The organism is Pseudomonas sp. SJZ074 (assembly GCF_007828215.1).
Classification (GTDB): Bacteria; Pseudomonadota; Gammaproteobacteria; order Pseudomonadales; family Pseudomonadaceae; genus Aquipseudomonas.
Window position 1 is genome coordinate 24,889 of record NZ_VIUE01000018.1, and the last position, 26,219, is coordinate 51,107.

Below are 26,219 nucleotides of genomic sequence, written 5' to 3' on the forward strand. Positions count from 1 at the left end.
GGACGTCAGGCCGCCGCAGTGGATGGAACCGGCTTGGCCGGTTTACGAAAGGAGTCCAGGATCGAGCCGGTGTAAAACGTGTCACGGAAGAACCGCCAACGGCCGAACAGACAATACATATGGGTGATCTGGCCGCGCTCCTGATAGTCCATGCGTAGGTGCAGCTTGACGGCTGGAATGTTGCTCAGCTCGAAGACGTCGACCACTTTGTTGCAACCCTTCTCGGCCATGGCTTTCCACAGATCCAGCTGGAAATCCACCGACAGCTGGGTCCCCCAGTAAGCGCGGTACAGCTCACCACCGAATTCGAAGAACTCACCCGGTTTGACCGGGAACCAGCAGCGAAAGAAATGGCGGTCGAAATAGTCCCGTGTACTGCCCCAGATGAAAGCGACGGTGTCGCCCTTGTCGTCCAGGTACATGAGCCCGGTGTGGCCTTCGGCAGCCAGTTCGCGCATGGTCTCGACGCGGTCGCCAAAGTACGTGGCGAAGGCATCGGCATTTCGGGTGGTAATAATTTCCCGGCGCAACGGCGTATAGGGCCTGAGGTTGTTGGGCCGTATCGGGCTGACCAGATCGCGTTCCATCCACACCAGCTGTTCGTGGAAATACAGGTAGTGTCTGCACAGCTGATTCAGAACGGCGCGCAGACCTTTTTTCCGAATTTGATCACGCAATTTTTGCAGAACGTTCATGGTGCCTCCTGGCGGGGGGCGGATTGGGAAAGAACCCATCGCGAGTGTGCTCGCGATGGGGATGGATCGCCATGGACCTCAGGCCGGCGCAGCCGATGCAAGCGGCGCGGCCGGTTTACGAAAGGCGTCCAGTGCCGAGCCGCGGTAGAACGTGTCACGGAAAAACCGCCAGCGACCGAACAGGCGGTACACGTGGGTGATTTTGCCGCGCTCCTGGAAGCCCATGCGCAGGTGCATCTTGATCGCCGGAGTGTTTTTCAAATCGCAGACATCGACCATGGTGTCGCAGCCGCTGTCCGCCATGATTTTCCACATTTCCAGCTGCATGTCCGCCGATATACGGGTACCCCAATATGCACGGATCGCCTCGCCACCGAACTGAAAGTACTCACCAGGTTTGATCGGAAAATTGCAACGATAGAAATGGCGGTCGAAATAGTCCCGTGTACTGGCCCAGGCGAAACCCACGGTGTCGCCCTGCGCATCCAGGTACATCAAGCCTGTGTAGCCTTCGGCCGCCAGCTCGCGCATGGTTTCGACGCGGTTGCCGAAGTGCCGGGCAAAAGCATCGGCATTGCTGACCGTGATGAACTCCAGGCGCATCGGTGGGTAGGGCTTGAGGTTATGCGGGGGGAGTGGGGTCCGTACATCGTGCTCCAGCCACACCAGTCGGGTGTGGAAAAACACGTAACGCCTGAACAGCTGTCTGAGAACAGCGCGCAGGCCTTTTCTTTGAATGCCATCACGTAACGCTTGCAGAACGCTCATGGTGCCTCCTGACGGGTGGCGGGTGGGGGGAAAGAGGGAGCGGTCCAGCCCAGGGCAAACACGGTTTCTCCTGGCAGGAGAAAACGGATCTGCCCGGCCTCGCAGTTGAACGGGGCGCTGCGGCTTTGGTCGTCGGGGCCGAAATACACCAGCTCCGCTTGCGCCTGGGGACAGGGCACGCCGTCCAGGCTGACCTGTTGCGGGCGCGTGCTCTTGTTCACGCCCAGCAGGCTGCGCTTCGCGTCGGTGGCCATGGCCAGCGCGTCGACTTCGAAGGCGTCGTTATCCAGGCGTAGCACCTGGTTGAGCCAATGCTGTTGGATGAATTGCTGGGCCAGGCCCACCGGCTTGAGTTCGAAGCGCTGGTTGTCCAGCAGCCGCATCATGCCTTTGGGGTACTCAGGTTCGTCGGCGAGCATGAACCAGTTGAGCATGTCCAGCCAGCCGTCGGCCGAGGCGTTGATGACCACGGACGTCCACCACAGGGCGGCGTAGTGGGTTTCCTGGTCGTAGGGGCTCAGGCTCGAGCCGCTGGACATGTTGGTCTGATCCAGCAGCAGGGCCTTGCGCGGTCGTCCGTTATTATCCAGGCCCACCAGACGGGCGGCCTGACGCACACTGTGGCGGTACACTCGGGTGGCGAGCAGGTCGCGGATCATCCATTCATGCCAGGCCAGGGCGTCGATCTGGTCATCGTGCTTGGCCAGCAGGCGTCGCGCCCAATCGATCCCACGCCGATCAACGGCGTTTTCCGCCAAAGGACCATTGGTGAACCGGGAACTGGGCGGTATGGTAATGCGCACACCGGTGCGGGCATTGGCGGGGGTGGCGCGCACCTGATCGACCATGCTCTCGAACACCTGCTGGTAGCTGGCGAAATCCGGATAGTTGAGGTTCGGCTCATCGGCGAAACTGAGGTAGTGGATGCCTTTGCCGCCCAAGGCTTGGGTCGCCTTGAGCCAGTTTTGCAAACCGTTGTTGCTGACTCGGTCGGCCTGCAGGTCGGCCTTGCGCGCGCTACCGGCCAGGAGGGTGACGTCCTGGGTAATGCCGAAGCGGTCCTGGTACAGGCGCCGAAACTTATTTTCATAGTCCGGCCTGTCCGCGATGATGTCGACCAGGCTGTAATAACTGGCGGCCTGGGGCTTGAGGGCTTCGATCGCCGGGTAGGTCGATGGCGGGGGCACGACGTAGGGCAGGTAGGCCCCCAGTTTCGGGGTTGTTCCCAGGACATCGCCATAGAGTTTCAGGCGCGCCTGCCCCGGGTCCTGGCGCAGCGGTTGCAGATGCGCCGGATCCTGGGCGAACAGGTTCGCCGTGCCATCCAGCCAGAATGCCGCCTTGCCGTTACCCTGCAATTGCAGACGCCAGGTTTGCTCGACATTGGCGACGGGCAGGGCGACTTGATCGAACTGCCAATAGGCCGGGTACGGCTTGAGGTTCAACTGAAGCTGTTTGCCGTCGGCGACGCGCCGGGCTCGCAGGCTGCGCACGCCGCCGTGGAACTTGCCTGCCAGCACGGCCTGTTCGCCGGGGGCGACTTTGAAATACAACTCATCGCCGTCGTGGGTTTCGACGCTGAAATGCACCTTTGCCGGTGCGAACAGCGCCTGGGTACGCGCATCATGTTCGACGCTGTAGCGGCGGAAGCTGTAACCGGGAATTTCCAGGCGATAGCTGGCGGCCCCCGGCAGCAAGGGCCACTGTTGTTCGCCACGTTCCTGGACCTTCTTGATCAAGCGTTTCCCTGCCAGGCGCCCCTGGCCGTCGAGCAGGTAGAGGTGTTCCGAATTGGCATTGGCCTGCCAGGCCGGCACCCAGCGCACGGTCACGCTGTCCGGCCGGTCGGTCTGCAGATACAGGCTGCCATCACGGATGCCGGTCCAGGACATGGAGGCGCCCTGGGCTGAAAGTGTCAGGGCCCAAAGGCATGCAGCCATTATCCAGCACCGCGCCGACCCCATCGCGAGCAGGCTCGCTCCCACCCTGGATCTGTACCGGCCGCGGATACTGTGATCGACACCAGGCCCCTGTGGGAGCGGGCTTGCTCGCGAAAGGGTTGTCACATCCAGCATCTGTACAGGCCGCGCCGCCGCTTTCGCGAGCAAGCCCGCTCCCACACGGTTCGGTGAGATCCCTGTGGGAGCGAGCCTGCTCGCGATGGCGGACTGAGGGGCGACGAAGCTCATGCCGATTTCCCCATCAGCATCTGCCGCATCGGCAACAGGTCGCTGGGCAGGATGATCAACGTCTGCCACAGCGCCACGCCGCTGAGACGGCAATATATCGCCAGCAACGCCAGGGTCACTCCCAGGTACGCGATGGAGGACGAGGCAGCGGCGCCGACGATGCCGTAGCGGGGAATCAGCAGTACGTTCAGCGCCAGGTTCAACAACGCCCCCACGCCCATCAGCAGCGATACCGTGCCGGGCCGGTTTTTGCCCAGCAGGTCCAGGCGCAGGATGCTCGCGTAGCACAGTCCGAACAGCCCTGGCAGCAAGGCCAGCAAGGCCGGGTAAGCCGGTTGGTAGGCCACGCCGAACAAGATCACGATCAACCATTCGCCGATCAGCGCCATAGCCAGGCAGGCGCCGAGCATCACCGTGGCGGTCAGGCGCAGCGCCAGGGGCGTCAGGCGCTGCATGTCGCGGTCCTGTTGCAACAGGCGTTTCATCAGCGGGGTGGTCACGGCCTCCGGTACGATCAGCAGCAGCTCGGCGGCGGCGCTGGCCATGGCGTAATGACCCAGGGCGGTGCTGCCCAGCAGGGCGCCGATGAACAGGTAGTCCGAGCGCAGCATTACTTGCTGGAACAGCAGGTCCGGATGGCTGCGGGCACCGTAGCGCAGCAGCTCGCCCTGGCTGGCACGGTTCCATTGCAGCGACACATCGTGATCGCGCCGCAACCAGACCCAGCCGGCCAGCACCACCAGGCTCAAGCCCGTCAGCCAGCTGATCAACGCCGCTTCCAGGGCTGCGTCCTTCCACATCCAGAACAACGCCAGGAACAACAGCAGCGGTGTCAGGGATTCCATCAGGCGCAAGGCGTTGAAGCCGCCCACGCCGCCTGAGGCATTGTGCAGCGTCAGCAGGCCGCTCTTGAGTACGCTCAACGGCACGGCGAGCAACAGCAGCCAGGCCAGCAGACCCAACTGAGTGGTGATGTCCAGGTCGGTACCGAACTCCCGCGCCAGCGCCACGACCAACAGGGTCAACAACCCGGCCAACAGGCAACCGAACACCAGCACCTGGCTGAGCAGCAGCCCCATCGAACGCTGCTGCGCCGCCTGATAACCCACGGCGGAGTTCAGGCCACCGCTGGTGGCGGCGCTGATCAGGTCCGGCAGGGTGCTGAGCAGGGCGAACAACCCGCGTTCGCTGGGCCCCAGAATGCGTGCCAGCAACACGTTGCGCAGCAGGCGCAGGCCGATCATCGCCAGGCTCGTGCCCGTGCTCAGCACCAGGTGCTTGATGTAATGCGCTCGGCTCATGAACGTGTCCCTCGACGTATGCGCCAGGCCAGCAGTTCGGGATGAAGGGCATTGCGCTGGCTGACGCCGAAGCGCGGCACGTTCAAGGGGTCGCCGTCGTTGCGATAGAGCCCGGCCTCGGTGCCCAGGGCGAACGAAAAACCGTGGGCCGCCACTTGGTGGCGGACGCGCTCGTCGTGATCGCCATTGGGATAGCAATACACCGGCAACGGTTGGGCGCAGGCGTTTTCCAGGGCTATCCGGCTGCGACTCAGTTCTTCATGCAGGCGTTGATCGTCAAGCTTGGTGAGAATCGCGTGGCTGGCGCCGTGTGGGCCGAAGCGCACCAGGCCCGAATCTTCGAGCATGCGCACCTGGGTCCAGTCCAACGCCTGGGGCTGGGCGCCATGGGGACAGGTGTCGGTGAGGTCGCTCAGGGTTTGCGGATCGAGGGTCTTGAGGCTTTGCAGATAATGCAGCAATGACAGGCTGCGGCGTTCGTCGTCCAGGTCATCGAGCATCACCGGCAGCGGCCGTCCGGCTTGTTGCAAGTGTTCGATCAGCGCCAGCCGCGCCACTTGGCCGTGACTGCCCCACAGGGTTTCGCCGATGCTTTCCCACCAGAAGTGCTGGCGACTGCCAATGAAATCGGTTGAGAGGAAAATACTGGCGGGTACCTGATATTGGCGCAGCAGGGGAAAGGCATTCATGGCGTTGTCGCGCCAACCGTCGTCGAAGGTCAGGGCGACCCGGGGACGGTCCGGAACGGTGGCTGGGTCGGCCAGTAGCAAGGTCATCAGGGGCACGCATTCGAAGTACCGTTGCAGCCAGATCAGCAAGTGCTCGAAGGCTTCCGGCCCCACGCACAATTCGTTGCGATGGGGCAGTTCGGCGGCGCGGTCGTTGCTCAGTACGCGATGCAGCATCAGGATCACGCCGGCACCCCGCAACGGGCCGCGGCCCAGGGCCGTGTTCAGGTACAGCCAGCCGCCGGTGAGTTTGAAGACTTGTTTGATCGACATCGGTCACCTCCTCAGCGGTTCTGCTCGGGATTCCATTGGCTGTAGCGCCGGCCTCGCAGGAACTGCCACAGGCCGATGCTCATGCCCGCCAGCGTCACCAGCACGAACGCCGCCAGGCGGAAGGGCCGGGGCAAGCGGTGGTGCATATCCAGCAGGCCAAGCAGCGCCATGGCGTAGCCGAGTATTTGGGCGGCCAGGCTCAGGCGATAGAACCCCTGGTCGCTCCACAACCAGAGGTTGCTGAGCAGCAGCGGCAGCAGCAAGACCGGCGCCAGGCGGCGGATCAGCTTATGGCTGATCAGCCCGATGGCGTACAGACCATGCCGCAGCGGATTGAGCAGCGCCCGGCGCTGGGCCAGGCTCTGCAGGCCTCCGACGGTGACCCGCTGGCGCCGGCGAAACTGCTTGTCGGCCTCGTCCACGCCCTGGTCGATCACTCGGGCCTTCGGCACATAGACGATGGATTTGCCAGCGGCCGGTGCGCAGGTGCTGAGGAAGAAATCATCGTTGACCTGGGCCGGGATCGGCTCGAACAGCTCCCGGCGCAGTGCCAGCAGCGCACCATCGGCTGAAACCATGCAGTCGGTACGGCTTTCCAGCCGTCGCAGCCAGCCTTCGTAGTGCCGGTACAGGCTGTCGCCCAGGCTCAGGCCCTGGCCCGGCACGGGGATTTCCATGTGTCCGGCACAGGCGCCGACCTCCGGATCGCCTAAGGGGGCGAGCAAATGGCCGAGGGTGTCATGGCTCCATTGGTTATCGGCGTCGGTAAAGACCAGGATCTCGCCGCTGCTGTGGGCCACGCCGGTATTGAGCGCCGCGACCTTGCCCTGGCGGGGCAGGTCGAGCACGGTGATGCGCGGGTCGATTATCTTGCGCGCGCAGGCCACCGTGTCGTCGCTGGAACCGTCGCTGGCGAGAATGATCTGCAGCGAGCGCGCCGGATAATCCTGGGCGAGCAAGGTGCGCAATTTGTCTTCGATGTGCCGTGCTTCGTTGTGGGCGGCGATGACGATGCTGATGTCCATCGGCAGCGCCTTGCCGTAGCGCCGGACCGGAAACAGTGGTGTCAGCAGGCTCAGCATCAGCGGGTAGCCGAGGTAGGCATACACCGGCAGCAACAGGCAGCCCCAATAAATGAATTCAGCCACGGGCAGGTCTCCTGACGTTCCAATGACAAAGGTTGAGCAACAACGCGGCACCGGTCAGGTGCAGGCGCACCCCATGCAAGGCCCATAGCTGCAAGGTCAGGCGCGGGTCGCGCCGGCTTTGGCGCAGGCTGAGAAACAACGGCGGCAGCGAGGTGATCAGCAACAGCATCAGCGCCAGGCGCAACTGACCCTGGAGCGAGGCGACCAGCGCCAGCACATCCAGCCCCCAGGCCGCGATGGACAGCACCGGGAAACGCAGCAGGCGCAAGCTCGGACCGTGGCTGCGCAGCAATTGCAAATGACTGCCCTGGCGCCACAATTCCTTGCTCATCCACTCGCGCCAACTGCCTTCGTAGCCCCAATGCAAGGCCACGCATTCGTTGACCAGCAACAGTTGCGCGTCGATCTGGCGCAGGCGCAGGGAAAAGTCCTTGTCCTCGCCGGTGCGCAGGGTTTCGTCGAAGCCGCCGACCCGTTCGAACCACGACCGACGCATCAGCAGGTTGGCGCTGGGCAGCCACTGTACCCGGTGCAGGCGGTGGGCACCGGGACGCTGGCTGCGACGCTGCCAGGCTTCGGCGAACCAAGGGGCCTGGCGGGGCGTGTTGAGGTCCAGGCCCAGTACATCGCCCTGGTGCCCCTCCAGTTCCAGCAGCAGCTTGAGCCAGTTGGCCGGCATCTCGATGTCGGCGTCGATGAACGCCAGCCAGTCGCCATGGGCCGCCGCCGCGCCGCGGTTGCGCAGGGCACCGATGTGCACGCCCGGCACAATCAACACCCGCGCGCCCAGTTCGTTGGCGATATGCGGCCCATGATCATCGGAGCCGTTGTCCACCACGATCAGCTCGCACTCCAGCTGTGCCTGGCGAGCGGCTTCCTGGGCCGCCCGCAAGGTACGGCCGATGTGCCGGGCCTCGTTGTACATCGGGATCACGATGCTGACCCGGTTCATGGGCGCGCCTCCTTCGGCGTTGCCTGTTCGGCCTCCTGGCGCAACACGGAGGTCAAGGCGAGCATGATCCATAGCAACTTGTGGTTCGGCGCGCTGAGGAACGTCAGGAACAGCATCAGCGAGAGAAAACTCGTGCCCAGGTGCGTCAGCAGATCCGCCTGCGCCCAGTCGCGGCGTGCGAGCCAGAGCCGGCGGGCCTGCAGCAGGTTGTACAGGCCCAGGCCCAGCATGCCGACGAACATCAGCCCGCCCGGAATGCCGATTTCACTGAAGATCTCCAGGTAGGTGTTATGGGCCCGACGATACAGGTCCCCCAGCTTGCGATTGGCCGAGAACGCCTTGGCGTAGCCGGTGGGCGCATAGTGCAGCGGGAAGGTGCCGGGGCCGGTGCCGAGCACCGGGTTCTCGCGGATCATCTGGCTGCCCACCACGATGTACGAAGCACGCCGGCCGAGGGATTCGTCCTTATAGGCATTGACGCCGGCGCTGAGGATACTCAACGACTGGATACGTGCGATGTAGCCGGCCGGCATTACGGCGACTGCCAGCGGCACCAGCAGCGCCAGCCCGAGCATGGCGAATCCCAGGTGCCGTGGACGGACACGCGGCAGTTGTGCGCGATAGTGATACAGCCCGATCGCCAGGCTGAGCAGGAGCACCACCAGCCCCGAACGCGATTCAGTCTTGGTCATGCCACCCAGCAGCAACGCCAGACAACCCATCCAGAACAACCGTTGCAGCAGGTTCGGTCCGCGCACCACCAGCAGCAACGCCAGGGGCATGGTAAAGGCGATCAGCAGGGCGAAGGCGTTCGGGTCTTCCAGCAGGCCCGAGGCGCGACCCTGATCCTGATATTTGGCGGAAAACATCGCCAGCAGGCAGGTGGCGCCGACACTCAGCGTCATCACGCGGCAGAACAAGTCGAGGTTCAGTTCGCGGCCGATCAACAGGGTGATGACGAACAGGGTCAACCCCACGCTCAATTCGCGCAAATGGGTCATCGACAGCTCCGGGCTGTCCGACAGGTACAGGCTCAGGCCATACAGCATCATGAAGCCGATCAGCGGCCGCCAGATATTGCTGCGCAGGCGTGTGCCTGGGATCTGCTGCAGGGCCAGTTGCAGCATCAGGATCAGTACCAGTGCCAGGCCGAAGAATTTGCTGCCCGAGAGCGGGTTGTCCTTGAACAACCCTTCGAACGGGACCAGCGCAGCGATGCCCAGCAGGCCCCAGCCGGGTTTGCGATAGAGCGCGGCGACACCCACCAGGCCCAGCACCGCCCCCGGCGCCAGAAACGGATACGGGCTGGCCAGCAAGGCCAGGCAAACCAGCCCCAGCAGGCTGACGATCGAGAGTGGGACAATCATGGGCGAGCCTCCCGTGCCGTACGGATGTAGAGCTGCGACCAGCGTTCGGCCAGCGTGCGCAAGTCGTAGCGGTCCTGTTGGGTGCCGCGTGCGTTATCGGCCAGGATCTGCGCCAGGGGCGGTTCGCTGAACAGCGTCTCGATCTGCCGAGCCAGGTCGGCGCTGTCGGCCGGTGCGGCGAGCAAACCGTTGTGCCGGTCCTGTACGACATCGGGAATGCCGCCGACGCCGAACGCCACCACCGGGACCCCGGCTTGCATGGCCTCGAGCAGAATCATCGGCGTGCCTTCGGTGCGCGAACTGATCACCAACGCATCGAGGCGACTCCACCAGGCGTTCATGTCGGTCTGGTACCCGGGCAGTTCGATGCGGGTGGGCAGCCCGGCATCGGTGATGCGTCTGAGCAGGGCCTGGCGTTCCGGGCCGTCGCCGAGCATCACCGCGTGCAGCGACGGGTGCCGCTGGCACAGGGGGATCATGGCGTCGAGGAACAGGTCCGGGCCTTTCTCGCTGCTCAAGCGGCCGACGTAGCCGACCCGCCAGCGCTGGCCGTCGTCGCGATGAGCCACAGGCGCCGTGGGTGTCGGCAAGCCATTGGGGATCACCGCGACTTTCTCCGCCCGCACGCTGGCCTGGCGGTGCAGCACGGCGATGCTTTCGGCGACGCAGACCACGCGCTTGACCGACGCCGTGCGGCACAGTTGCAGGCTCAACCAGGTGTAGAAACGCTGCTTCGGGCTGCGCGGCGTGAACCCGTGCTGGGTGATCACCAGCGGCAGGCGCAGCAACGTGGCCGCGGTCCAGCCGAACAGCAGCCCCTTGAAGTTATGGGTGTTGAGCAGCGGTTGTTCGCCGCGCCGTTGGCGCAAGTGCTGCAACAGCTCGCCCCAACTCCCACAGTGATGGCAATCGACCCCGGCCTGGCGAAAGCGCGCGATCAAGGTCGGCGGCGCCGCGAGGAACAGCACCTGGTGCTGTCCCGGGGTCGCCAGGCAATGATCGAGCAGCATCCGCTCGGCCCCGTAGAAGCCGCCGCTGTCGAGCAAATGAATGATCGGCAGGGGGCTGCTGCGGTGGGACGGGCCGAACGGCGCGTTCAATTGCGCACCCAATGGACCAGGCTGGGCAGCGTCCAGTTGCGATGCGGGTTGATCTGGTCGGGAGACTGCTCGTTGATCACCAACAGCACCGGTACATCCAGTTGCTGGCTGATCTGCGCTGGATGCTTGAAGCGATGGTCGAAGAACTCACGCACGTAGACCAGGGCAATTGCCAGCAACAGGCCGCTGAACAGGCCGAACGGGATGATCAGCATCGGCTTGGGGAAGGCCGCGGCGGTCGGTTCGAAGGGCGGGCTGAGCACGCGGGCGTTGGACAGGTCGTTGTCCAGCGAGCGGGCGGTGCTGGCTTCGGCGAACCGTTGAGCGTAGGTGGAGAACGCCGCATGCAGGGCGTTGATTTCGGTGTCCATCTGCTGCAACTTGCTCTGGGCTTCCTGCAACTGGTGGATGCGCCCCTTGAACGCAGCGATGCGCTCGACCTTCTGATTGATCACCGAACTGACCACCGCCAGGTCGGTAGTGCGCTCCTGGATCCGGTTGTTCACCACCTTCAGAAATTGCTGGCGGGTGCGCACGATCTGTTCCCGAGCCAGCAGCATCGGTTCGCTGCCGGGCTGGAAGATCGCCAGGTCATTCATGTAGCGGCTGACCTGGCTGGTCAGTTGTTCACCCAACTGTTTGATTTCCCGGTCTTCGAAGGCGATGTTGTCCACGGTAGTGGTGAAGGTGAAGGGAAAGGTGTAGTCGTTGAACTTCGAGCTGTTCGCCGCCGCCAGGCTGGTCTTGAGGTAATCGAGCCAGCGCTGGCTTTGCAGCAGGCGATCCTGGTACAGGTTCAGGGCCTGCTCTTCAGTGTTGATGGCGTTCAGGCGGAAGGTGATTTCCTCCTTGGGATCAGCCGAACCGACGCCTTCGAGCAATGCCAGCCGATTGCCTTCCAGACCGTCGAGGCGATTCTGGTATTGGCTTTTCTTCTGTTCATAGAAGGTTTGCGGCAACTCGATCGATTGCAGTTCCTGGCGGCCGCTGAGGTAGTTCTGCAGCAGTTGCGCCACGAACCGGGTGCCTTGCTGTGGGTCGCCGAAGCTGTAGACGATGGAAATGACATTGGAGCCGGGCAGGGTCTCGATCTTGAGGTTGTCGACGGCTTCGTCAGTCAGCGAATCGAGCACGGTGTCGCGCACCGGATCGACCTCCAGCCCCAGGCCATCGCGCAATGGATTGATCACGTACTCGCGCAACGGCGTGGTGACGTAGCGTTTGAACGGTTCGCTCACCCATTTGTTGAAGATGCCGGGGCTGGGGTTGTACTCGCCCTGGTCGCGCAGGGTGCTGATGGTCTGCCGGATCAGCGCCGGCGAACGCAGGATATTGCTCTCGGTTTCCATGTCCGCCAGAGACGGTGGAACGAAGGTGGCGTTTTCCTGGTTCAACGACGTGGTAGCGTCGCCTTGGGAGAGTTTTTTCGACTGTACGATCACTTGGGCGGTGATATCGAAACTCTGTTTGAGCATCAATGGCAGCGCCAGGGCAATCACGGCGAAGACCAGGAAGATGCGCTTCACCCACTGTTTGTTGGCGAAGAAGATCCTGAAGAACTCATGCAGGTAGTTTTCCTTGGGACTCATGATCGATCACCTGGCTCAGTTGCTGTTGCTGCTTTTGTTGTCGAGGCGGTAGCCGAAGCTGACCCCCATGCCCTGGAACAGCACCACGTCGGCCAGTTGCCTGGCGAGTTCGCCGGCGCTGGCAAGCTTGGTCTTGGGCACGAAGAGCATGTCTTCCGGCTGCAGGTAGGCAATCTGCGAGGCGTCGCCGCTCAGGGCTTTTTCCACGTCGTAGTGACGGGCTTCGACCTGATTGCCGTTGCGACGCATGATCACCACCGAGTCGAGCCGCGCCTTGACGTTTGTACCTCGGGCCAGGGTCAGTGCTTCGAGCACGGAGATCGGCCGGCGAATCGGGTAGGAACCGGGTTGGGCCACTTCACCGAGGACATAGATCTCATTGCCGGCGGTGGACTTGAGCAGCACGTCCACGGTCATGTGGCCGGGCAGTTGGGCGTAGCGCTCGTTGAGGAAAGTTTCCAACTGGGTGACGGTCATCCCTTGCAACGGTACCGAGCCGATTTCCGGGAAGCTGGCGTAGCCATCCCGGCCCACGATGATTTCCCGGCTCATGCCGGTGGCCGGGTGGATCAAGGTGTTGCGCAGGTTCGTCTCGTTAGACAGCGGGCTGGTCACCAGCACCGTCAACTGGTTGCGATTGGGCTGGAACAGCATTTTCTGATCGTAGGCCCGTTGCACCGCCAGGCGCGCTTCGTCGGTGGTCATGCCGGCGATTTTCACCGACGTATTGGCCCCCGGCAGTTCGATACTGCCGTCGGGCATCACCAGTTGTGAGCCGTTGAGCTGGCTGGCGGCCGTGAAGCTCAGGGCCACCTGGTCGCCCGGCTGCACGCGATAAGCCTGGGGACTGGTGATGCCGATGTGAAAGATCACATCGAGCACATCCTGGGGCCGCAGGGTCTGTTCGACCTTGGGCATGTCGGTGGCCTGGGCATTGGCCGGCGCGGCCGTAATGATCTGCACTGGCATCGAGCGGGTATCGCTGGTGCTGGAGCAGCCGGCAAGCGGCAGCAACAGCAGGACAAGCATCTTGGCGTTCATCTCGTCATCCTTCTGCACGCTTACAGGTTGTTGTAGAGCCACTTGGGCATGTAGTACTTGCGCCGGTTGAACACGCTGCCGACCACTTTCGCGCCGGCCTGGGCCAGGCGCTGGCGGGCGGCCTGGGCCACTTCCCAGCGGGTGTCTTCTCCGCGTACCACCAACACCACGCCGTCCACCTGGGCGCTCATGACCAGGGTGTCGGAGGCCGCATACACAGCGTCGGCATCGATCACCACGAAGCGGTACTGCGCCGCCAGATGCCTGAACAGGTGGCGCAACTGTTCGGGATTGAAGCGTTCGGCATTGCGCCCCAGGCGACCGATAGGCAGCACGTCGAAGGGCAGGCTGGAGGTTTGCACCACGCAGTCCTGCAACAGGGGCGGGGTGAGGTGGTTGAACAGCAGGTCGCTGAAGCCGCGCTCTTTTTGCAGCCCCAGTTGCTGGCTGAGGTTGTGCGGTGACTGGCTGGCGTCCACCAGCAGTACGCGGCCGCTGCTCATCTGCGCCAGTTGAGCGGCCAGTGCCATGGCACTGGTGCTGGTGCCGGTGCCGGTGTTGGCGGACGTCAGAAGCAGAATCCGCAGGGAGGGGTCGAGCACGGTCGAGGTCAGGTTGGTCTCGCTCGGGCTTGCGATGCTCAGGATATTCGTTGAACCGTCCATTTAACTCGCTCCGTGGCCGCTGAAAACTTTGAAGGGGGTGATCATCAGGATCTTCAAATCCAACAACAGGCTCTGCTCGGCGATGTAGCTGAGGTCCAGTTCCACGCGCTGGTCGAAGTCGATATTGCTACGCCCGGAGATCTGCCACAGGCCGGTCAGGCCGGGGTAGATGCTCAGGCGCACAAGATGGTTGTCCTTGTAGCGATAGGCGTTGAACGAGGTTGGGCGCGGGCCCACCAGGCGCATGTCGCCGGTCACCACATTGATCAGGTTTGGCAGTTCGTCGAGGCTGCTGCGTCGCAGGAGCCGGCCGATGGGGGTAATGCGCGGGTCGTTGTCGATCTTGAAGTCGATGGCGTCGGCACCGTGCTTGTTGAGGTGGCGCAACGACTCCTTGAGAGCCTCGGCGTTGGCGACCATGGTGCGGAACTTGTACATGCCAAAGACACGGCCGCGGTAGCCGGTGCGCTTCTGCACGAACAGCACCGGACCGGGGCTGGAGAGCTTGACCAGCACGGCCAGGCCCAGCAACAGCGGACAGAGCAAGACCAGCAGGACCAAGGCGCCGAGACAGGCGACCACCCGGTTGGTCCGCGAGACGGTCCACGGCCGACCGCCGTCGCGGCCGGTCAGCCAGCCACGGCCTTGTCGATGGATGGCTGCATCCAGACGCCTGCGGTGCTCGGGGTCGACACGCTTGTCGCCGGGGGTATTGAGCGGAAGGGGTTGCTCATGACGGGTCATAGACTCCTCCTCTGAGTTTCATCTGCAAGTTCAGCCGCGAGCGGCGGGCGGGCAGCAGGCAGCCCGTAGTAATCGAGGAACCAATCGATGAAGCGGCCCAGGCCTTCGTCCAGTTCGATACGTGGCTGGAAACCAGTGGCCCGCGCCAGGTCGCTGGCGTCGGCGCAGGTGTTGAGCACATCACCCGGTTGCAGGGGCAACAGCTCGATACGGGCGCTCAGCCCCAGGTGTTTTTCCAGCAGCGCGACGTAGGTCCGCAGGGCCACTGGGTGCTGTCCGCCGATGTTGTAGATGCGCCAGGGCGCGCGGCTGGTGGACGGGTCCAAGGGGGCCAGATCCCGTGCGGCAGTGACGCGGGGCGGACGCTCGATCAGCCGGGCGATGCTTTCGACGATGTCGTCGATGTAGGTGAAATCACGCTGGTGCTCGCCATGGTTGAACAACTGCAGCACCCGACCTTCGGCGATGGCACGGGCGAACTGGATCGGCGACATGTCCGGCCGCCCCCAGGGGCCATACACGGTAAAAAAGCGCAAGCCGGTGCAAGGGATGCCGAACAGGTGGCTGTAGCTGTGGGCCATCAGTTCGTTGGCTTTTTTGCTGGCCGCGTACAGCGAAAGCGGATGATCGACATTGTCCTGCTCTGAATAAGGCGTGCGCGGGTTAGCGCCATACACGGAGCTTGAGGAGGCGTAGATCAGGTGCCTGACCGGATGACGGCGGCAGCTTTCGAGGATGTTCAGGAACCCGGTGAGGTTGCTGTCGACGTAGGCCCTTGGATTCTCCAGGGAGTAGCGCACCCCCGCCTGTGCGGCGAGGTGGATCACCACCTCCGGGCGGTACGATTGGAACAGCTCGTCGATGGCGCCGGCGTCGGTCAGGTCCAGCCGTGCCAGGGGAAAATCGCCAGCCTGAGCCTTCACCCAGGCGATGCGGTCATGCTTGAGCCGGGGGTCGTAGTAGTCGTTGAAATTGTCCAGCCCGCACACCCGATGGCCATCGCACAGCAGTCGCCGCACGCAGTGGGCGCCGATGAAACCGGCCGCGCCGGTTACCAGGATATTCACGCTTGCGGCCCTGGTGCCGAGCCGGCCGGCACGGTGTGCCGCAGCCCGATGCCGCGATACAGCAGCCCGGCGGCAGCGAGGTGTTCCGGGTTGTACAGGTTGCGGCCGTCAATGATGACCCGGGCGCGCAGTTTGCTGGCCAGCAGGTCGAAATCCACCACGCGGAAGTTCTTCCACTCGGTGCAGATCACCAGCGCGTCGGCGTCTTCCAGGGTATCGTCACGGGTGGCACACAGGTTCAGGTCCTTGCGGTAGCCGTAGAGCCGCCGGCATTCAGACATGGCTTCCGGGTCGTAGGCCTGGACCCGGGCGCCTTCGCGCCACAGCGCTTCCATCAGGTAGCGGCTGGGCGCTTCGCGCATGTCGTCGGTATTGGGCTTGAAGGCCAGGCCCCAGACGGCAATCGATTTACCGGCCAGGCCATCGGGAAACTGCTTGGCGAGTTTCTCGAACAGGATGTGCCGCTGGCGGTCGTTGACGTCGGTAACGCTGCGCAACAGGTGCAGCGGCATGCCGCTCTGTTCGGCGGTGTGCAGCAGGGCTCGCAGGTCCTTGGGGAAGCACGATCCGCCGAAGCCGCAACCGGGATAAATGAAGTGGTAACCGATGCGTGGGTCAGAGCCGATACCCTTGCGCACCGCTTCGATGTCGGCCCCCAGTCGTTCGGTGAGGTTGGCCAGTTCGTTCATGAAACTGATGCGGGTGGCGAGCATGGCGTTGGCGGCGTACTTGGTCAGCTCGGCGCTGCGGTTATCCATGAACATCAGCTTTTCGTGGTTGCGGCAGAAGGGCGCGTAGAGCTCGCTCATCTGGTCGCGGGCCAGGGTATCGGCGGTGCCGACGATGATCCGGTCCGGACGCATGCAATCGGCCAGGGCGCTGCCTTCCTTGAGAAATTCGGGGTTGGACACCACCCGCACGTTCAACCGTTTCAGGCCGCGCCGGGCCAGCACCTGGCGGGCGCATTCGGTGACCTTGTCGGCCGTACCCACGGGCACGGTGGACTTGATGATCAGGGTGCGATCGCTGTCCATGAAGTCGGCGATCTGCCGGGTCACCGCCAGTACGTGGCTCAGGTCTGCCGAGCCGTCTTCATCGGCGGGGGTGCCGACGGCAATGAAAATGAGTTCGCCATGATTGACCGCATCGCTGGCCTGGGAGCTGAACGACAAGCGCCCGGCCTTGATGTTGTCTTCGAGCAATCCGGAGAGCCCCGGTTCGCTGATCGGGGGGACCGCTTGCTGCAGTTGCCGGATCTTGTTCGGGTCGATGTCGATGCACAACACACGATGCCCGACGTCGGCCAATGCTGCCGCCTGGATCAGTCCCACATACCCCGTCCCAAATACGCTCACGTCCATTCTGGCGTGCCTCGAAGATCGTTTTTATGTAACTCGGATGAAACTGTTTAGGGGGGTATAGCGCAGCCTCAGAAAAGCGTGTCAGCAAAATGACAGTTGTCACTGTTGGCAAAACTAGAAAGAGTCCGGCTTTTTGATATCAAGTTATTGACAGTCTTGGAAAAGTGCCGGTTTTAAAGGCTGAAAGTCGCGTCAAAAAAATCGATGAACGGTATTTATTCATAGATTTTTCGTTTTTTCAGGGGGTATTCGTGTCATTTTTGGGCTAACTTTTTTTTGACGCACATTTGATTCATTGGCTTTCTTGCGCTTTGGAAAGCCGCTGCTAGTGTCCAGGAACAGAGCCCTTTGCAACGTCAAGATTGCGTCGAGAAAAACATGGCCCGATACCTCAAGGAATTGCTGTTGGCGCTGTACCTGATCAGGGGGTATGACTACTACCTTGACCGTCTGACGGCGCTGGGTTTTGGCTTGGCGACGGTGTTGTTCGGCGCGATGTTCGTGGCACTGGTGGTGGCGTTGTGGATGACCGCGTATATCCGCCAGGCCCTTGTGCGGCACCTGTTTGCGTTGGCGATGTTTGCGTCGGCGGTGTTCTTCGAGGTGTACACCCGGGTGACCGACAGTTACCTGACCTACAGTCAGTTCGTGTCGCTGGTGTACTCCGGTGGTTTTATCCAGGAGGCGGCCTGGCAGTACCGCGAGGTGATCGTCCACGCGATGCTTGCCGGGCTGTTGCTGCTGTTGGGGATCGGCCTCCAGCCTCGCCGACGGCTAGCGATGCCAGGTTATCTCCCCATCGCCGCACCGCTGCTGGGGGTGCTGTTGCTCAGCGGCGTGCTCTTCGTGCGGGCAGGTGAGGGCGCCCGTGGTCTACCGGTGATGTATACCCCGCTGGCCTATTTGAACCTGTTCGCCTACGAGGCCTTGCACAACACGGTCGGCCCTCGGGAACCGGTACGGCTGGTGCGGCAAACGCCGCCGATCGGGCATGACATAGTGCTGATCATCGATGAAAGCATCTCCGGCAACTACTTGGATATCAACACGTCGTCGGGTGTGCACACCGGGCTCAAGACACCGCCGTCGGGGGTGGCAATTTTCAATTTCGGCTACGCCGCGTCCATTGCCAATTGCAGCGCCGACACCAACGTCACCCTGCGCTATGGCGGTACCCGCGCCGACTACATGCGCATCAACAGCACCCAGCCGTCGATCTGGCAATACGCCAAGGGGGCGGGCTTGCGCACCGTCTACATCGACGCCCAGCGCACGGGGGGCAACCTGCAGAACCTGATGACCGATCTGGAGAAAAAGGACATCGATGTGTTTGTCCAATTCGATCAGACCAGCGTGCGCGACCGCGACATGGCGGCGGCGGACAAATTGATCGAGCTGTTGGGCGACGGGCAACCGGAGCTGGTGGTCATCAACAAGGTCGGCGCGCATTTCCCGGTGCACGACAAATACCCCGACGATTTCATGAGCTACCGCCCCGCCTTGCCGCGCGGGCAGTATCAGGACGTGGCCGACACCGGCCGGCGTGACGGTTTCAATGGCCAGAAGGATGATTGGGTGCTCTACCGCAACGCCTACCAGAACACGCTGCTGTGGAATGTCGGCGAGTTTTTCCGACGGATCTTCAACCAGGCGGCCTTGGCCAATGCCGTGCTGATCTACACCTCCGATCATGGCCAGGACCTGCATGAACGCGGTAACCCGGGGCTCAACACTCACTGCGGCGGAGATCCGGTGGAGGAGGAGGGGTTGGTGCCGTTGGTGGTGATCCAAGGGAGTCACCTGCAGACCCTCGATTGGCGGCAGGCCTGGGCCAGCAACAAGGACCGTTCCAGCCACTACAACATCTTCCCGACGCTGTTGCGGCTGATGGGTTATGACCGTGCCGGAGTCGAATCCCTGTATGGGAAATCCCTGGACCAACCGACCGAAGACGACTTCACCTTCAACTATCGATTCAATGCACGCCTGGGCGCCAAACCGGCGTGGAAACACATTGACCTGAACAGCATCGTGACCCCGCTACCGGCCCAGGTAGAGATGGCAGTAGGGCACTGAACGGCGCGATGACGGTGGGTCAGCTTGCATTGATGTTGCCTGTGCTGCCTCCATCGCGAGCAGGCTCGCTCCCACCCTGGTCCGGGATAAACACACCACCCATGCCCACCGCCAATCCCCTGTGGGAGCGAGCCTGCTCGCGATTGCGGTGGGCCAGCTTGCATCGGTGCTGGATATACCACCATTGAGGCCAGTCCAATTCCTATCTCATTGTGGCGATCGGCCCCGGTTCTACCGGGTCTTGCAGAAGCGAGAAACCCTGGTTGCGCAATGTGCGGCCGATGAAGCGGGAGCCTACATCGTTCAGGTGTGCATCATCGCGATACAACAACTGTCCATCGATGATAGGGCTGCACAGACCCACCGGGCAGATCACCCGATTGGGGTCGATGAAGTGCACTTGAGGTAATTTGGCTCGTACCGCGCTCCAGTAGGGCGCCGTGATGTCCAGCGGGGCCGAGCAGGAGCCATGGGCGCCGAACATCAGGCGGCGCACAGGGCAGGTCGCGGCGTGGGTGATGTTCTGGTTGCTTAAAATCACAATGACCTTGCCGGCATGGTCCGTTACTTGTTTGATACTCGCTTCGACAAGAGCGCCGTCTGTGGCGCCCCTTGGCCAGACCCCGGCCAATACCACATAGGCATAGTGATTCTGCTCGATCAACTCAAACACCCGCTGGTTGCGCCTCATGCAACGATCACCATACATCGCCGACACCTCTACGGTGTGACCAAAGATCGGCGGACAGGAATCCAGGGTGTAGTCCATCAACCTGATGTCATCGGATTCGGCCAGAATATCCACCATGCCGGTGAAATGGTTGGCGAACGAGTCACCGACCATGATCCCGTCGAGTTGTGCCTTGTGTGCACCGAGGCGGCAATCCGGATCGGGCTCGGCGCTGGATCGCTCATTGGGCATGTGGCAGCCGCTGCGTAGCTTGTGCGGTTCGACCTTCGTCATGGCCTCAAGTGTGGCAACTTGCGGCACAAAGCGTTGCGGAAACCCCTGGAACTGCACGCTCAGCCCTGTCAGCACGGCCAGCCCAAGCGCTGGCGCCAGGAATCGACGCGCCACCACACGGCTAAAGGGCAGCCGCAGTCCGCTCCGTCGAAAAGGAACCTCGATGTAACGCCACGAGCACCAGGACAACGAGATTGCCACCCCCATCAGCGATATCCCCACCGGAAGCGTGATGTCGACGTCCAGGTAATTCAGGTAAGCAATCAGCGGCCAATGCCAAAGATAAAGCGAATAGGAAATCAGGCCGATTAACACCATGGGGCGGTTGGTCAGCAAGCGGGAGCGGTCACTATGGCCAGCGAGGATCAACAGCGCAGCGCCCAGGCAAGGTATGAAGGCGATGAGCCCGGGGAAGGGAGTGTCGGGATTCAGGGCAAACAGGGAAAAAATGATCAGCCCGTATCCAGTCGCTGCGTAAACCACGACCACTTGTTTGTAGAGCTGGCGTGGTTGAGACAGATAGACACCCAATGCTCCACCCAACATCAGCTCGAAAAAACGCGTGGGTAACAAGTAGTAAGAGGCTGTGGGGAAGAGAGACGTGGCGTATTCGGAAGCGCTCAGTGCTACCACCAAGCCGACGCCCAGTAGAGGCAGGACATAACGGGGCGCGAGACGATAAAGCCCAAGGATGAACAATGGCCAGATCAGATAGAACTGCTCTTCGATACCCAGCGACCAAGAGTGTACCAAGGGGGCTTCGTGGGCGTCCGTGGCGAAATAGTTGCCATGCTTCATCGCGATGTAGATGTTCGAGACACCCAACAGGGAGAACAGTGCACTGAGGTTCAATTGCGTCAGGTCGGCCGGGGAAAGGATGAAGCCTCCTGCGATCACAGTCACCAGCAATACCGTTACCAACGCCGGCAGGATGCGGTTGATGCGACGTTGGTAAAAATGTTTGAACGAAAAGGTATGGCTGCGTATCTCGGCGTACACCTGTGAAGTAATCAAGAATCCCGAAATGACGAAAAACAGGTCGACGCCAACAAACCCGCCGGGCAGCAGGCTGGCGTTAAGGTGATGGACGAAAACGGCCAGGACGGCAATTGAGCGAAGCCCATCGATATCGGGGCGATATTGGCTGTGGGACATGTCGGCGAGGATCCTTGAGAGGGGGCAATCCCGGGCGTCATATCGATGACGATTGCGCCGACAGCATACAAACGGCATTTGCTATTCATTGATTCATAGCCGGAAACTGACAACACGCAAGAGTATAGGATCTCAAAAAAACAGCAGATGACCAACGGTACGATCCGATCCCACGTAAAGTCCCGGGAGCGCTCCTTCATCTGACTCCGCTATCCTGACCCGACGTTTATCCATTGAGCCTTTCAATGCTTGAAGTCCGCGATGTGTTCAAAAGCTACGTCACCCCTCAAGGTCCGTTGCCGGTGCTGCAAGGCGTCGACCTGACATTGGCGCCGGGCAGCAGCCTGGCGCTGATGGGAGAGTCCGGCAGTGGCAAAAGTACCTTGCTGCACTTGGTCGCCGGGTTGGACAAGGTCGATCGTGGCAGCATCCGCAGTGGCGAGTACCGGCTCGACGGCATGAGCGAAAGCCAGTTGGCGAGTTGGCGGCGAACGGAAATCGGCCTGGTGTTCCAGCAGTTCAATCTCATCAGCAGCTTGTCGGTGGCGGACAACCTGGCGTTCCAGGCGCGATTGTGTGGTCGCCATGACCCTGCCTGGCAGACCCATCTGATACAGCGACTCGGTCTTGGGGAGCTGCTGCGACGTTATCCCGAACAGCTTTCCGGCGGCCAACAGCAACGGGTCGCCCTGGGCCGGGCGCTGGCTTCGCGTCCGCCTCTGCTACTGGCCGACGAACCCACCGGCAGCCTCGATGAAGCCACCAGCGATGAAGTGCTGCACCTGTTGCTGGAGCTGTTGGACGGCAGCTCCACCAGCCTGCTGATGGTTACCCATAGCCCACGGGTGGCGGCCCGTCTGGCTGAACGCGTGGTGTTGCACGGTGGGCGGCTGGCGCAGGTGGGTCAGGGCTGATGATCTTTCGCCAGACCCTCAAGGCCTTGCTCAGCCATTGGCGTCTGCACCCGGTGCAGTTTTTCAGTGTGTTGACCGGGCTCTGGCTCGCCACTAGCCTGCTGAGCGGTGTGCAGGCCTTGAACAGTCAGGCCCGGGACAGCTACGCCCGGGCCAGCCGGCTCATTGGCGGCGAACCCCAGGCCAGCCTCAATGCCCCCGGCGGCGGTACCTTCCCTCAGCAATGGTTTGTCGATCTGCGTCGCCAGGGTTGGCCGGTGTCGCCGGTGTTGCAGGCCAGGGTGACGCTCAAGGGGCATGAGGATCAGCGCCTGCAACTGATGGGCATCGAACCGGTGTCGCTGCCCGCCGGTGCGGCGCTGGCGGGGCAGGCGCGGGAGATGAGCGAGGTGGTGGCGTTTTTCAGCGAGCCCGGCCGCACCTGGGTGGCCCCGCAAACCCTGCAAGCCTTGGGGCTGGGCGAGGGCGACCGGCCCCTGACCGTCGATGGACATATCTTGCCGCCCCTGCACACCCAGGCGGACATGGCACCGGGCATGCTGCTGATGGACATCGGCTTCGCCCAGCAAGTGCTCGGGCAGCCGGAGCGGTTGTCGCGATTGCTGCTGCCCGCCACGTTCACCGCGGGGTTGCCGGAGGCGTTCAACGGTCGGTTGCAGTTCAAGCGCGCCGATGAAGAAAATAATCTATCGCGCCTGACCGAAAGCTTTCACCTGAACCTCGATGCCCTGGGCTTCCTGTCGTTTGTGGTGGGGTTGTTCATCGTTCACGCGGCAATCGGCCTGGCCCTGGAGCAGCGCCGCCACCTGCTGCGAACCCTGCGGGCCTGCGGCGTCAGTGCGCGGATGCTGGTCACCAGCCTGTCGGTCGAGCTGGGGGTACTGGCTGTGTCGGGCGGCGTTGCCGGGGTGCTGAGCGGCTACTGGCTGGCGGGCCTGCTGTTGCCGGATGTCGCGGCGAGCCTGCGAGGGTTATACGGCGCCGAGGTACCTGGGCAGTTGAATCTCAGCCCGTGGTGGTGGCTGAGCGGTGTTGGCCTGAGCCTGCTCGGTGCGCTGCTGGCCGGCGCCGACAGTTTGCTGCGGGCGGCGCGCTTGCCGTTGCTGGCGCTGGCCAATCCCCAGGCCTGGCATCAGGCCCATGCACGTTGGCTGCGTCGTCAGGGTTGGGTGGCGACATTGGCGGCGCTGATTGCCGTGTTTGCGTTGCTCCGAGGCGACAGCCTGGCCAGTGGTTTTGTCTTGATGACCGCCTTGCTGCTGGGCGCGGCCCTGGCCTTGCCGGTGTTGCTCAACCGTGTGTTGAACCTGTTGCTGCGTCGCAGCCGTTCAGTGCTCGGACAATGGTTCCTCGCCGACTGTCGACAGCAACTGCCGACGTTGAGCCTGGCGTTGATGGCCTTGCTGCTGGCGTTGGCGGCGAATATCGGCGCCGGCAGCATGACCGCCGGTTTCCGCCAGACCTTCACCCACTGGCTCGAACAGCGTCTGACCGCAGAACTCTACGTCAGCCCGCAGACCCCGGCCCAGGCCGGCGAGCTGCACGCCTGGCTCAAGCAGCAACCAACCGTGACCGCCATACTGCCCAACTGGCAGGTTTCGGTGCCGTTACAAGGCTGGCCGACGGACGTCTTCGGCGTCATCGATCACCCCCTCTATCGCCAGCATTGGCCGCTGTTGGAATCTGCCGATACACCCTGGGAGCAACTGGCGGCCGCCGACACGCTGATGCTCAGCGAACAGCTGGCCCGGCGCCTCAAGGTCCGGGTTGGCGATCAACTGACGTTGCCAACCCCGCAGGGGCCATGGACGCCGCGTATCGTCGGCATCTACGCCGATTACGGCAATCCCAAGGGCCATGTGCTGGTCAACGCCGACCATCTGCTTGCCCAATGGCCGGAACTGACACCGTATCGCTTCAATCTGCGGATCGAGCCTTCCGCCATGCCGACACTGCTGGCGGCATTGCAAAGTCGATTCGACCTGGATGACAGCCGGATCGTCGATCAAGCCCGGCTCAAGGGCTGGTCGACCCAGGTGTTCGAACGCACCTTTGCTGCCACCGCCGCGCTGAACGGTCTGACGCTGGCCGTGGCCGGAGTGGCGCTGTTCATCAGCCTGCTGACCCAGAGCCAGAGTCGTCTCGGCCAGCTGGCGCCGCTATGGGCGCTGGGCGTGACGCGCCGGCAACTGATGCTGCTCAACCTCGGCCAGACCTGGCTGCTGTCGTTGCTGACCCTGGTGCTCGCCGTGCCGCTGGGCATCGCCCTGGCCTGGTGCCTGGATGCGGTGATCAATGTGCAGGCGTTCGGTTGGCGCTTGCCGTTGCGGGTGTTCCCGCTGCAATTGGCGCAACTGCTGGCGTTGGCGATGTTCGCTACATTGCTTGCGTCCGCTTGGCCGTTGTACGCCTTGTACCGTACCCAGCCTGCGGACCTGCTCAGGCGCTTTTCCCAGGAGGACCGTTCATGAAAGTCAGGATCGGCCTGCTGCTGTTGGCGCTGCTTTGCGGTTGTGACCGCCCGCCTGAAACCCAGAAAGGCTTTGCCGGCCTGGGTGGCGAAGCCGTCGCCTTCACCCCGGTAGTGTCAGGGCGGGTGTTCGACTTTCCGGCGGATCACGGCGTTCACCAGGGCTATCGCATCGAGTGGTGGTACGTCACCGCCAATCTCAAGGATGCCGAGGGACGTGAATTCGGTGTGCAATGGACACTGTTTCGCAGCGCCTTGAGCGCCGGCCCCCAAGCGGATGGCTGGCGCAACCAAACGATCTGGCTCGGCCACGCCGCCGTCACTTCTGCGACGGTCCATCATGCCGCCGAGCGCTACGCACGGGGCGGGGTGGGGCAGGCCGGGGTGCAGACGGTGCCCTTCGAGGCCTGGATCGACGATTGGCAATTCACGACCCAAGCGAGCGGCACCGACCCCTTGACCGATATGCTATTGAAGGCCCGCGACCCACACTTTCGCTATGAGCTGCGACTCACGTCGACTCGTCCGCTGGTGTTGCAGGGCGACAAGGGCTTCAGTCAGAAATCCGAACAGGGACAGGCGTCTTACTACTACAGCCAGCCGTTCTTCCAGGCCAGTGGTCAGCTGGAAATCGACGGTCAGCGTTATACGGTCAGTGGCCCGGCCTGGCTCGATCGCGAATGGAGCAGCCAGCCGCTGACCGCCAACCAGACCGGATGGGACTGGTTCTCCCTGCACCTGGACAGTGGCGAGCAGGTGATGCTCTACCGCATGCGCCACAAGGACGGAGCGCCGTATCTCACCGGCACCTGGATCGATGCCCGTGGCCAGGCGCAGCCCCTGCATGCCGCGGACATCGAGCTGGTGCCTGCGCAAATGGCCCAGGTTGCCGGACGCTCGATGCCGGTGCGCTGGTCCATCAAGATCCCCGGCAAGCAAGTCGAGATCAGCACCCGCGCCTTGAACCCCAACGCCTGGATGGCCCTGCGCATCCCCTATTGGGAAGGCCCGGTACAAGTGAGCGGCAGTCATGGCGGCAGTGGCTATCTGGAAATGACCGGTTATTGAGACTCATCGGAACTCCCGGGGAGCGGCTCCCTCATACGTTATGAATGCCCGGACAAGGCCTGATAGGAGCCCCGTCATGAGCGATGACCTCAAACCCCCGTCGCTGGCCGATTGGCAGCGACTGTTCGACGACAAGGCCTACTGGCAGCAGTCGCCCGATGCTCATTTCACCGAGTTGATGTAGCTGGCCAATGACCTGTTCGGCCAAGGGGCTATCGACCTGGCGCAGTGGCAGGAGCTCAAGGCCCGGGCCGAACAGCTCCACCAGCGTTCCCCGGATGCCAACGTCGCCGAGGAAGTCGCCGACCCCGATGCTTGATGCGCAAGCCTGAACACGCCAGGAGTAGCCATGAAGGACAACCCCGAACACGCCACCCAAAACCCCGACGAACCGGCGCTGCCCGGTGAAGTGGAGCGCGACAACGATGCCCTGCGCCCGAATGATCCGGCCAAGCGCAAGCAGCAGGAGGGTAACCCCGGAGCGGGAGAGACCGATGCACAAAAAAACCGGACGCCATGACGCAACTTCGTCATATCGATCCCATGGAAAGGACGATGTATAACGACTGTCAGGTTTTGTGACG

General features: G+C 62.6%; 21 protein-coding genes and 1 pseudogene. 6 read left to right on the top strand and 16 right to left on the bottom strand.

The window, feature by feature from the left end:
* Nucleotides 1–5: 5 nt before the first annotated feature.
* The 15 genes from FBX99_RS18240 to FBX99_RS18310 form a co-directional block, all read right to left on the bottom strand.
* Nucleotides 6–695 (bottom strand): N-acetyltransferase, encoded by a 690-nt coding sequence (locus FBX99_RS18240; RefSeq protein WP_145132415.1) that lies wholly within the window; start codon nt 693–695, stop codon nt 6–8.
* Between the two features lie 78 nt (nt 696–773).
* Complete coding sequence (locus tag FBX99_RS18245) at nt 774–1,463, bottom strand: GNAT family N-acetyltransferase (protein ID WP_145132417.1); 690 nt, start codon at nt 1,461–1,463, stop codon at nt 774–776.
* Nucleotides 1,460–3,403, bottom strand: coding sequence for a hypothetical protein (locus tag FBX99_RS18250; protein ID WP_145132419.1), 1,944 nt, complete (start codon nt 3,401–3,403; stop codon nt 1,460–1,462). Before FBX99_RS18250 ends, FBX99_RS18245 begins: the two co-directional genes overlap by 4 nt.
* Nucleotides 3,404–3,648: 245 nt before the next feature.
* Nucleotides 3,649–4,953, bottom strand: coding sequence for a lipopolysaccharide biosynthesis protein (locus FBX99_RS18255; protein WP_144930117.1), 1,305 nt, complete (start codon nt 4,951–4,953; stop codon nt 3,649–3,651).
* Entirely contained in the window at nt 4,950–5,954 is a 1,005-nt protein-coding gene (locus FBX99_RS18260) for a polysaccharide deacetylase family protein (RefSeq protein ID WP_144930116.1), read from the bottom strand. Before FBX99_RS18260 ends, FBX99_RS18255 begins: the two co-directional genes overlap by 4 nt.
* 11 nt (nt 5,955–5,965) lie before the next feature.
* Nucleotides 5,966–7,102 (bottom strand): glycosyltransferase family 2 protein, encoded by a 1,137-nt coding sequence (locus tag FBX99_RS18265; protein ID WP_145132421.1) that lies wholly within the window; start codon nt 7,100–7,102, stop codon nt 5,966–5,968.
* On the bottom strand, nt 7,095–8,054 hold the full coding sequence (locus FBX99_RS18270; protein ID WP_144930114.1) for a glycosyltransferase: 960 nt from the start codon (nt 8,052–8,054) through the stop codon (nt 7,095–7,097). The genes FBX99_RS18265 and FBX99_RS18270 overlap by 8 nt, the downstream gene beginning before the upstream one ends.
* The gene (locus FBX99_RS18275; RefSeq protein ID WP_144930113.1) at nt 8,051–9,421 is read right to left on the bottom strand and encodes an O-antigen ligase; all 1,371 of its coding nucleotides are present in this window, start codon (nt 9,419–9,421) and stop codon (nt 8,051–8,053) included. The genes FBX99_RS18270 and FBX99_RS18275 overlap by 4 nt, the downstream gene beginning before the upstream one ends.
* Complete coding sequence (locus FBX99_RS18280) at nt 9,418–10,521, bottom strand: glycosyltransferase family 4 protein (RefSeq protein WP_145132423.1); 1,104 nt, start codon at nt 10,519–10,521, stop codon at nt 9,418–9,420. The genes FBX99_RS18275 and FBX99_RS18280 overlap by 4 nt, the downstream gene beginning before the upstream one ends.
* Nucleotides 10,518–12,110, bottom strand: a complete 1,593-nt coding sequence (locus FBX99_RS18285) for a Wzz/FepE/Etk N-terminal domain-containing protein (RefSeq protein WP_144930111.1) — start codon at nt 12,108–12,110, stop codon at nt 10,518–10,520. The genes FBX99_RS18280 and FBX99_RS18285 overlap by 4 nt, the downstream gene beginning before the upstream one ends.
* A 15-nt stretch (nt 12,111–12,125) precedes the next feature.
* The gene (locus FBX99_RS18290; protein WP_144930110.1) at nt 12,126–13,151 is read right to left on the bottom strand and encodes a polysaccharide biosynthesis/export family protein; all 1,026 of its coding nucleotides are present in this window, start codon (nt 13,149–13,151) and stop codon (nt 12,126–12,128) included.
* 20 nt (nt 13,152–13,171) lie between these two features.
* Nucleotides 13,172–13,816 carry a CpsD/CapB family tyrosine-protein kinase gene (locus FBX99_RS18295; RefSeq protein ID WP_144930109.1) on the bottom strand — a complete coding sequence of 215 codons (645 nt, stop codon included), beginning with the start codon at nt 13,814–13,816 and terminating at the stop codon, nt 13,172–13,174.
* Entirely contained in the window at nt 13,817–14,560 is a 744-nt protein-coding gene (locus tag FBX99_RS18300) for a sugar transferase (RefSeq protein ID WP_145132425.1), read from the bottom strand.
* Complete coding sequence (locus FBX99_RS18305) at nt 14,557–15,627, bottom strand: NAD-dependent epimerase (protein ID WP_145132427.1); 1,071 nt, start codon at nt 15,625–15,627, stop codon at nt 14,557–14,559. The genes FBX99_RS18300 and FBX99_RS18305 overlap by 4 nt, the downstream gene beginning before the upstream one ends.
* Nucleotides 15,624–16,988, bottom strand: a complete 1,365-nt coding sequence (locus tag FBX99_RS18310; protein ID WP_145132429.1) for a UDP-glucose/GDP-mannose dehydrogenase family protein — start codon at nt 16,986–16,988, stop codon at nt 15,624–15,626. Before FBX99_RS18310 ends, FBX99_RS18305 begins: the two co-directional genes overlap by 4 nt.
* A gap of 378 nt (nt 16,989–17,366) precedes the next feature.
* Here FBX99_RS18310 and FBX99_RS18315 point away from each other — a divergent pair, with 378 nt between their 5' ends.
* Complete coding sequence (locus tag FBX99_RS18315; RefSeq protein WP_145132525.1) at nt 17,367–19,064, top strand: sulfatase-like hydrolase/transferase; 1,698 nt, start codon at nt 17,367–17,369, stop codon at nt 19,062–19,064.
* A gap of 202 nt (nt 19,065–19,266) precedes the next feature.
* Here the strand turns inward: FBX99_RS18315 and FBX99_RS18320 are convergent, their stop codons facing one another.
* On the bottom strand, nt 19,267–21,183 hold the full coding sequence (locus tag FBX99_RS18320; RefSeq protein ID WP_144930105.1) for an acyltransferase family protein: 1,917 nt from the start codon (nt 21,181–21,183) through the stop codon (nt 19,267–19,269).
* A gap of 245 nt (nt 21,184–21,428) precedes the next feature.
* Here FBX99_RS18320 and FBX99_RS18325 point away from each other — a divergent pair, with 245 nt between their 5' ends.
* The 5 genes and pseudogenes from FBX99_RS18325 to FBX99_RS28920 all read left to right on the top strand — a co-directional run bounded on the left by FBX99_RS18325 (nt 21,429) and on the right by FBX99_RS28920 (nt 26,155).
* Nucleotides 21,429–22,097: an ABC transporter ATP-binding protein gene (locus tag FBX99_RS18325; protein WP_144930104.1), complete on the top strand. Its 669-nt coding sequence runs from the start codon at nt 21,429–21,431 to the stop codon at nt 22,095–22,097.
* On the top strand, nt 22,094–24,568 hold the full coding sequence (locus tag FBX99_RS18330) for an FtsX-like permease family protein (RefSeq protein WP_144930103.1): 2,475 nt from the start codon (nt 22,094–22,096) through the stop codon (nt 24,566–24,568). The genes FBX99_RS18325 and FBX99_RS18330 overlap by 4 nt, the downstream gene beginning before the upstream one ends.
* Nucleotides 24,565–25,635, top strand: coding sequence for a lipocalin-like domain-containing protein (locus tag FBX99_RS18335; RefSeq protein ID WP_144930102.1), 1,071 nt, complete (start codon nt 24,565–24,567; stop codon nt 25,633–25,635). Before FBX99_RS18330 ends, FBX99_RS18335 begins: the two co-directional genes overlap by 4 nt.
* 76 nt (nt 25,636–25,711) lie before the next feature.
* Nucleotides 25,712–25,954: pseudogene (locus FBX99_RS18340) on the top strand (hypothetical protein).
* 30 nt (nt 25,955–25,984) lie between these two features.
* Complete coding sequence (locus tag FBX99_RS28920) at nt 25,985–26,155, top strand: hypothetical protein (RefSeq protein ID WP_178111995.1); 171 nt, start codon at nt 25,985–25,987, stop codon at nt 26,153–26,155.
* Nucleotides 26,156–26,219: the final 64 nt, after the last annotated feature.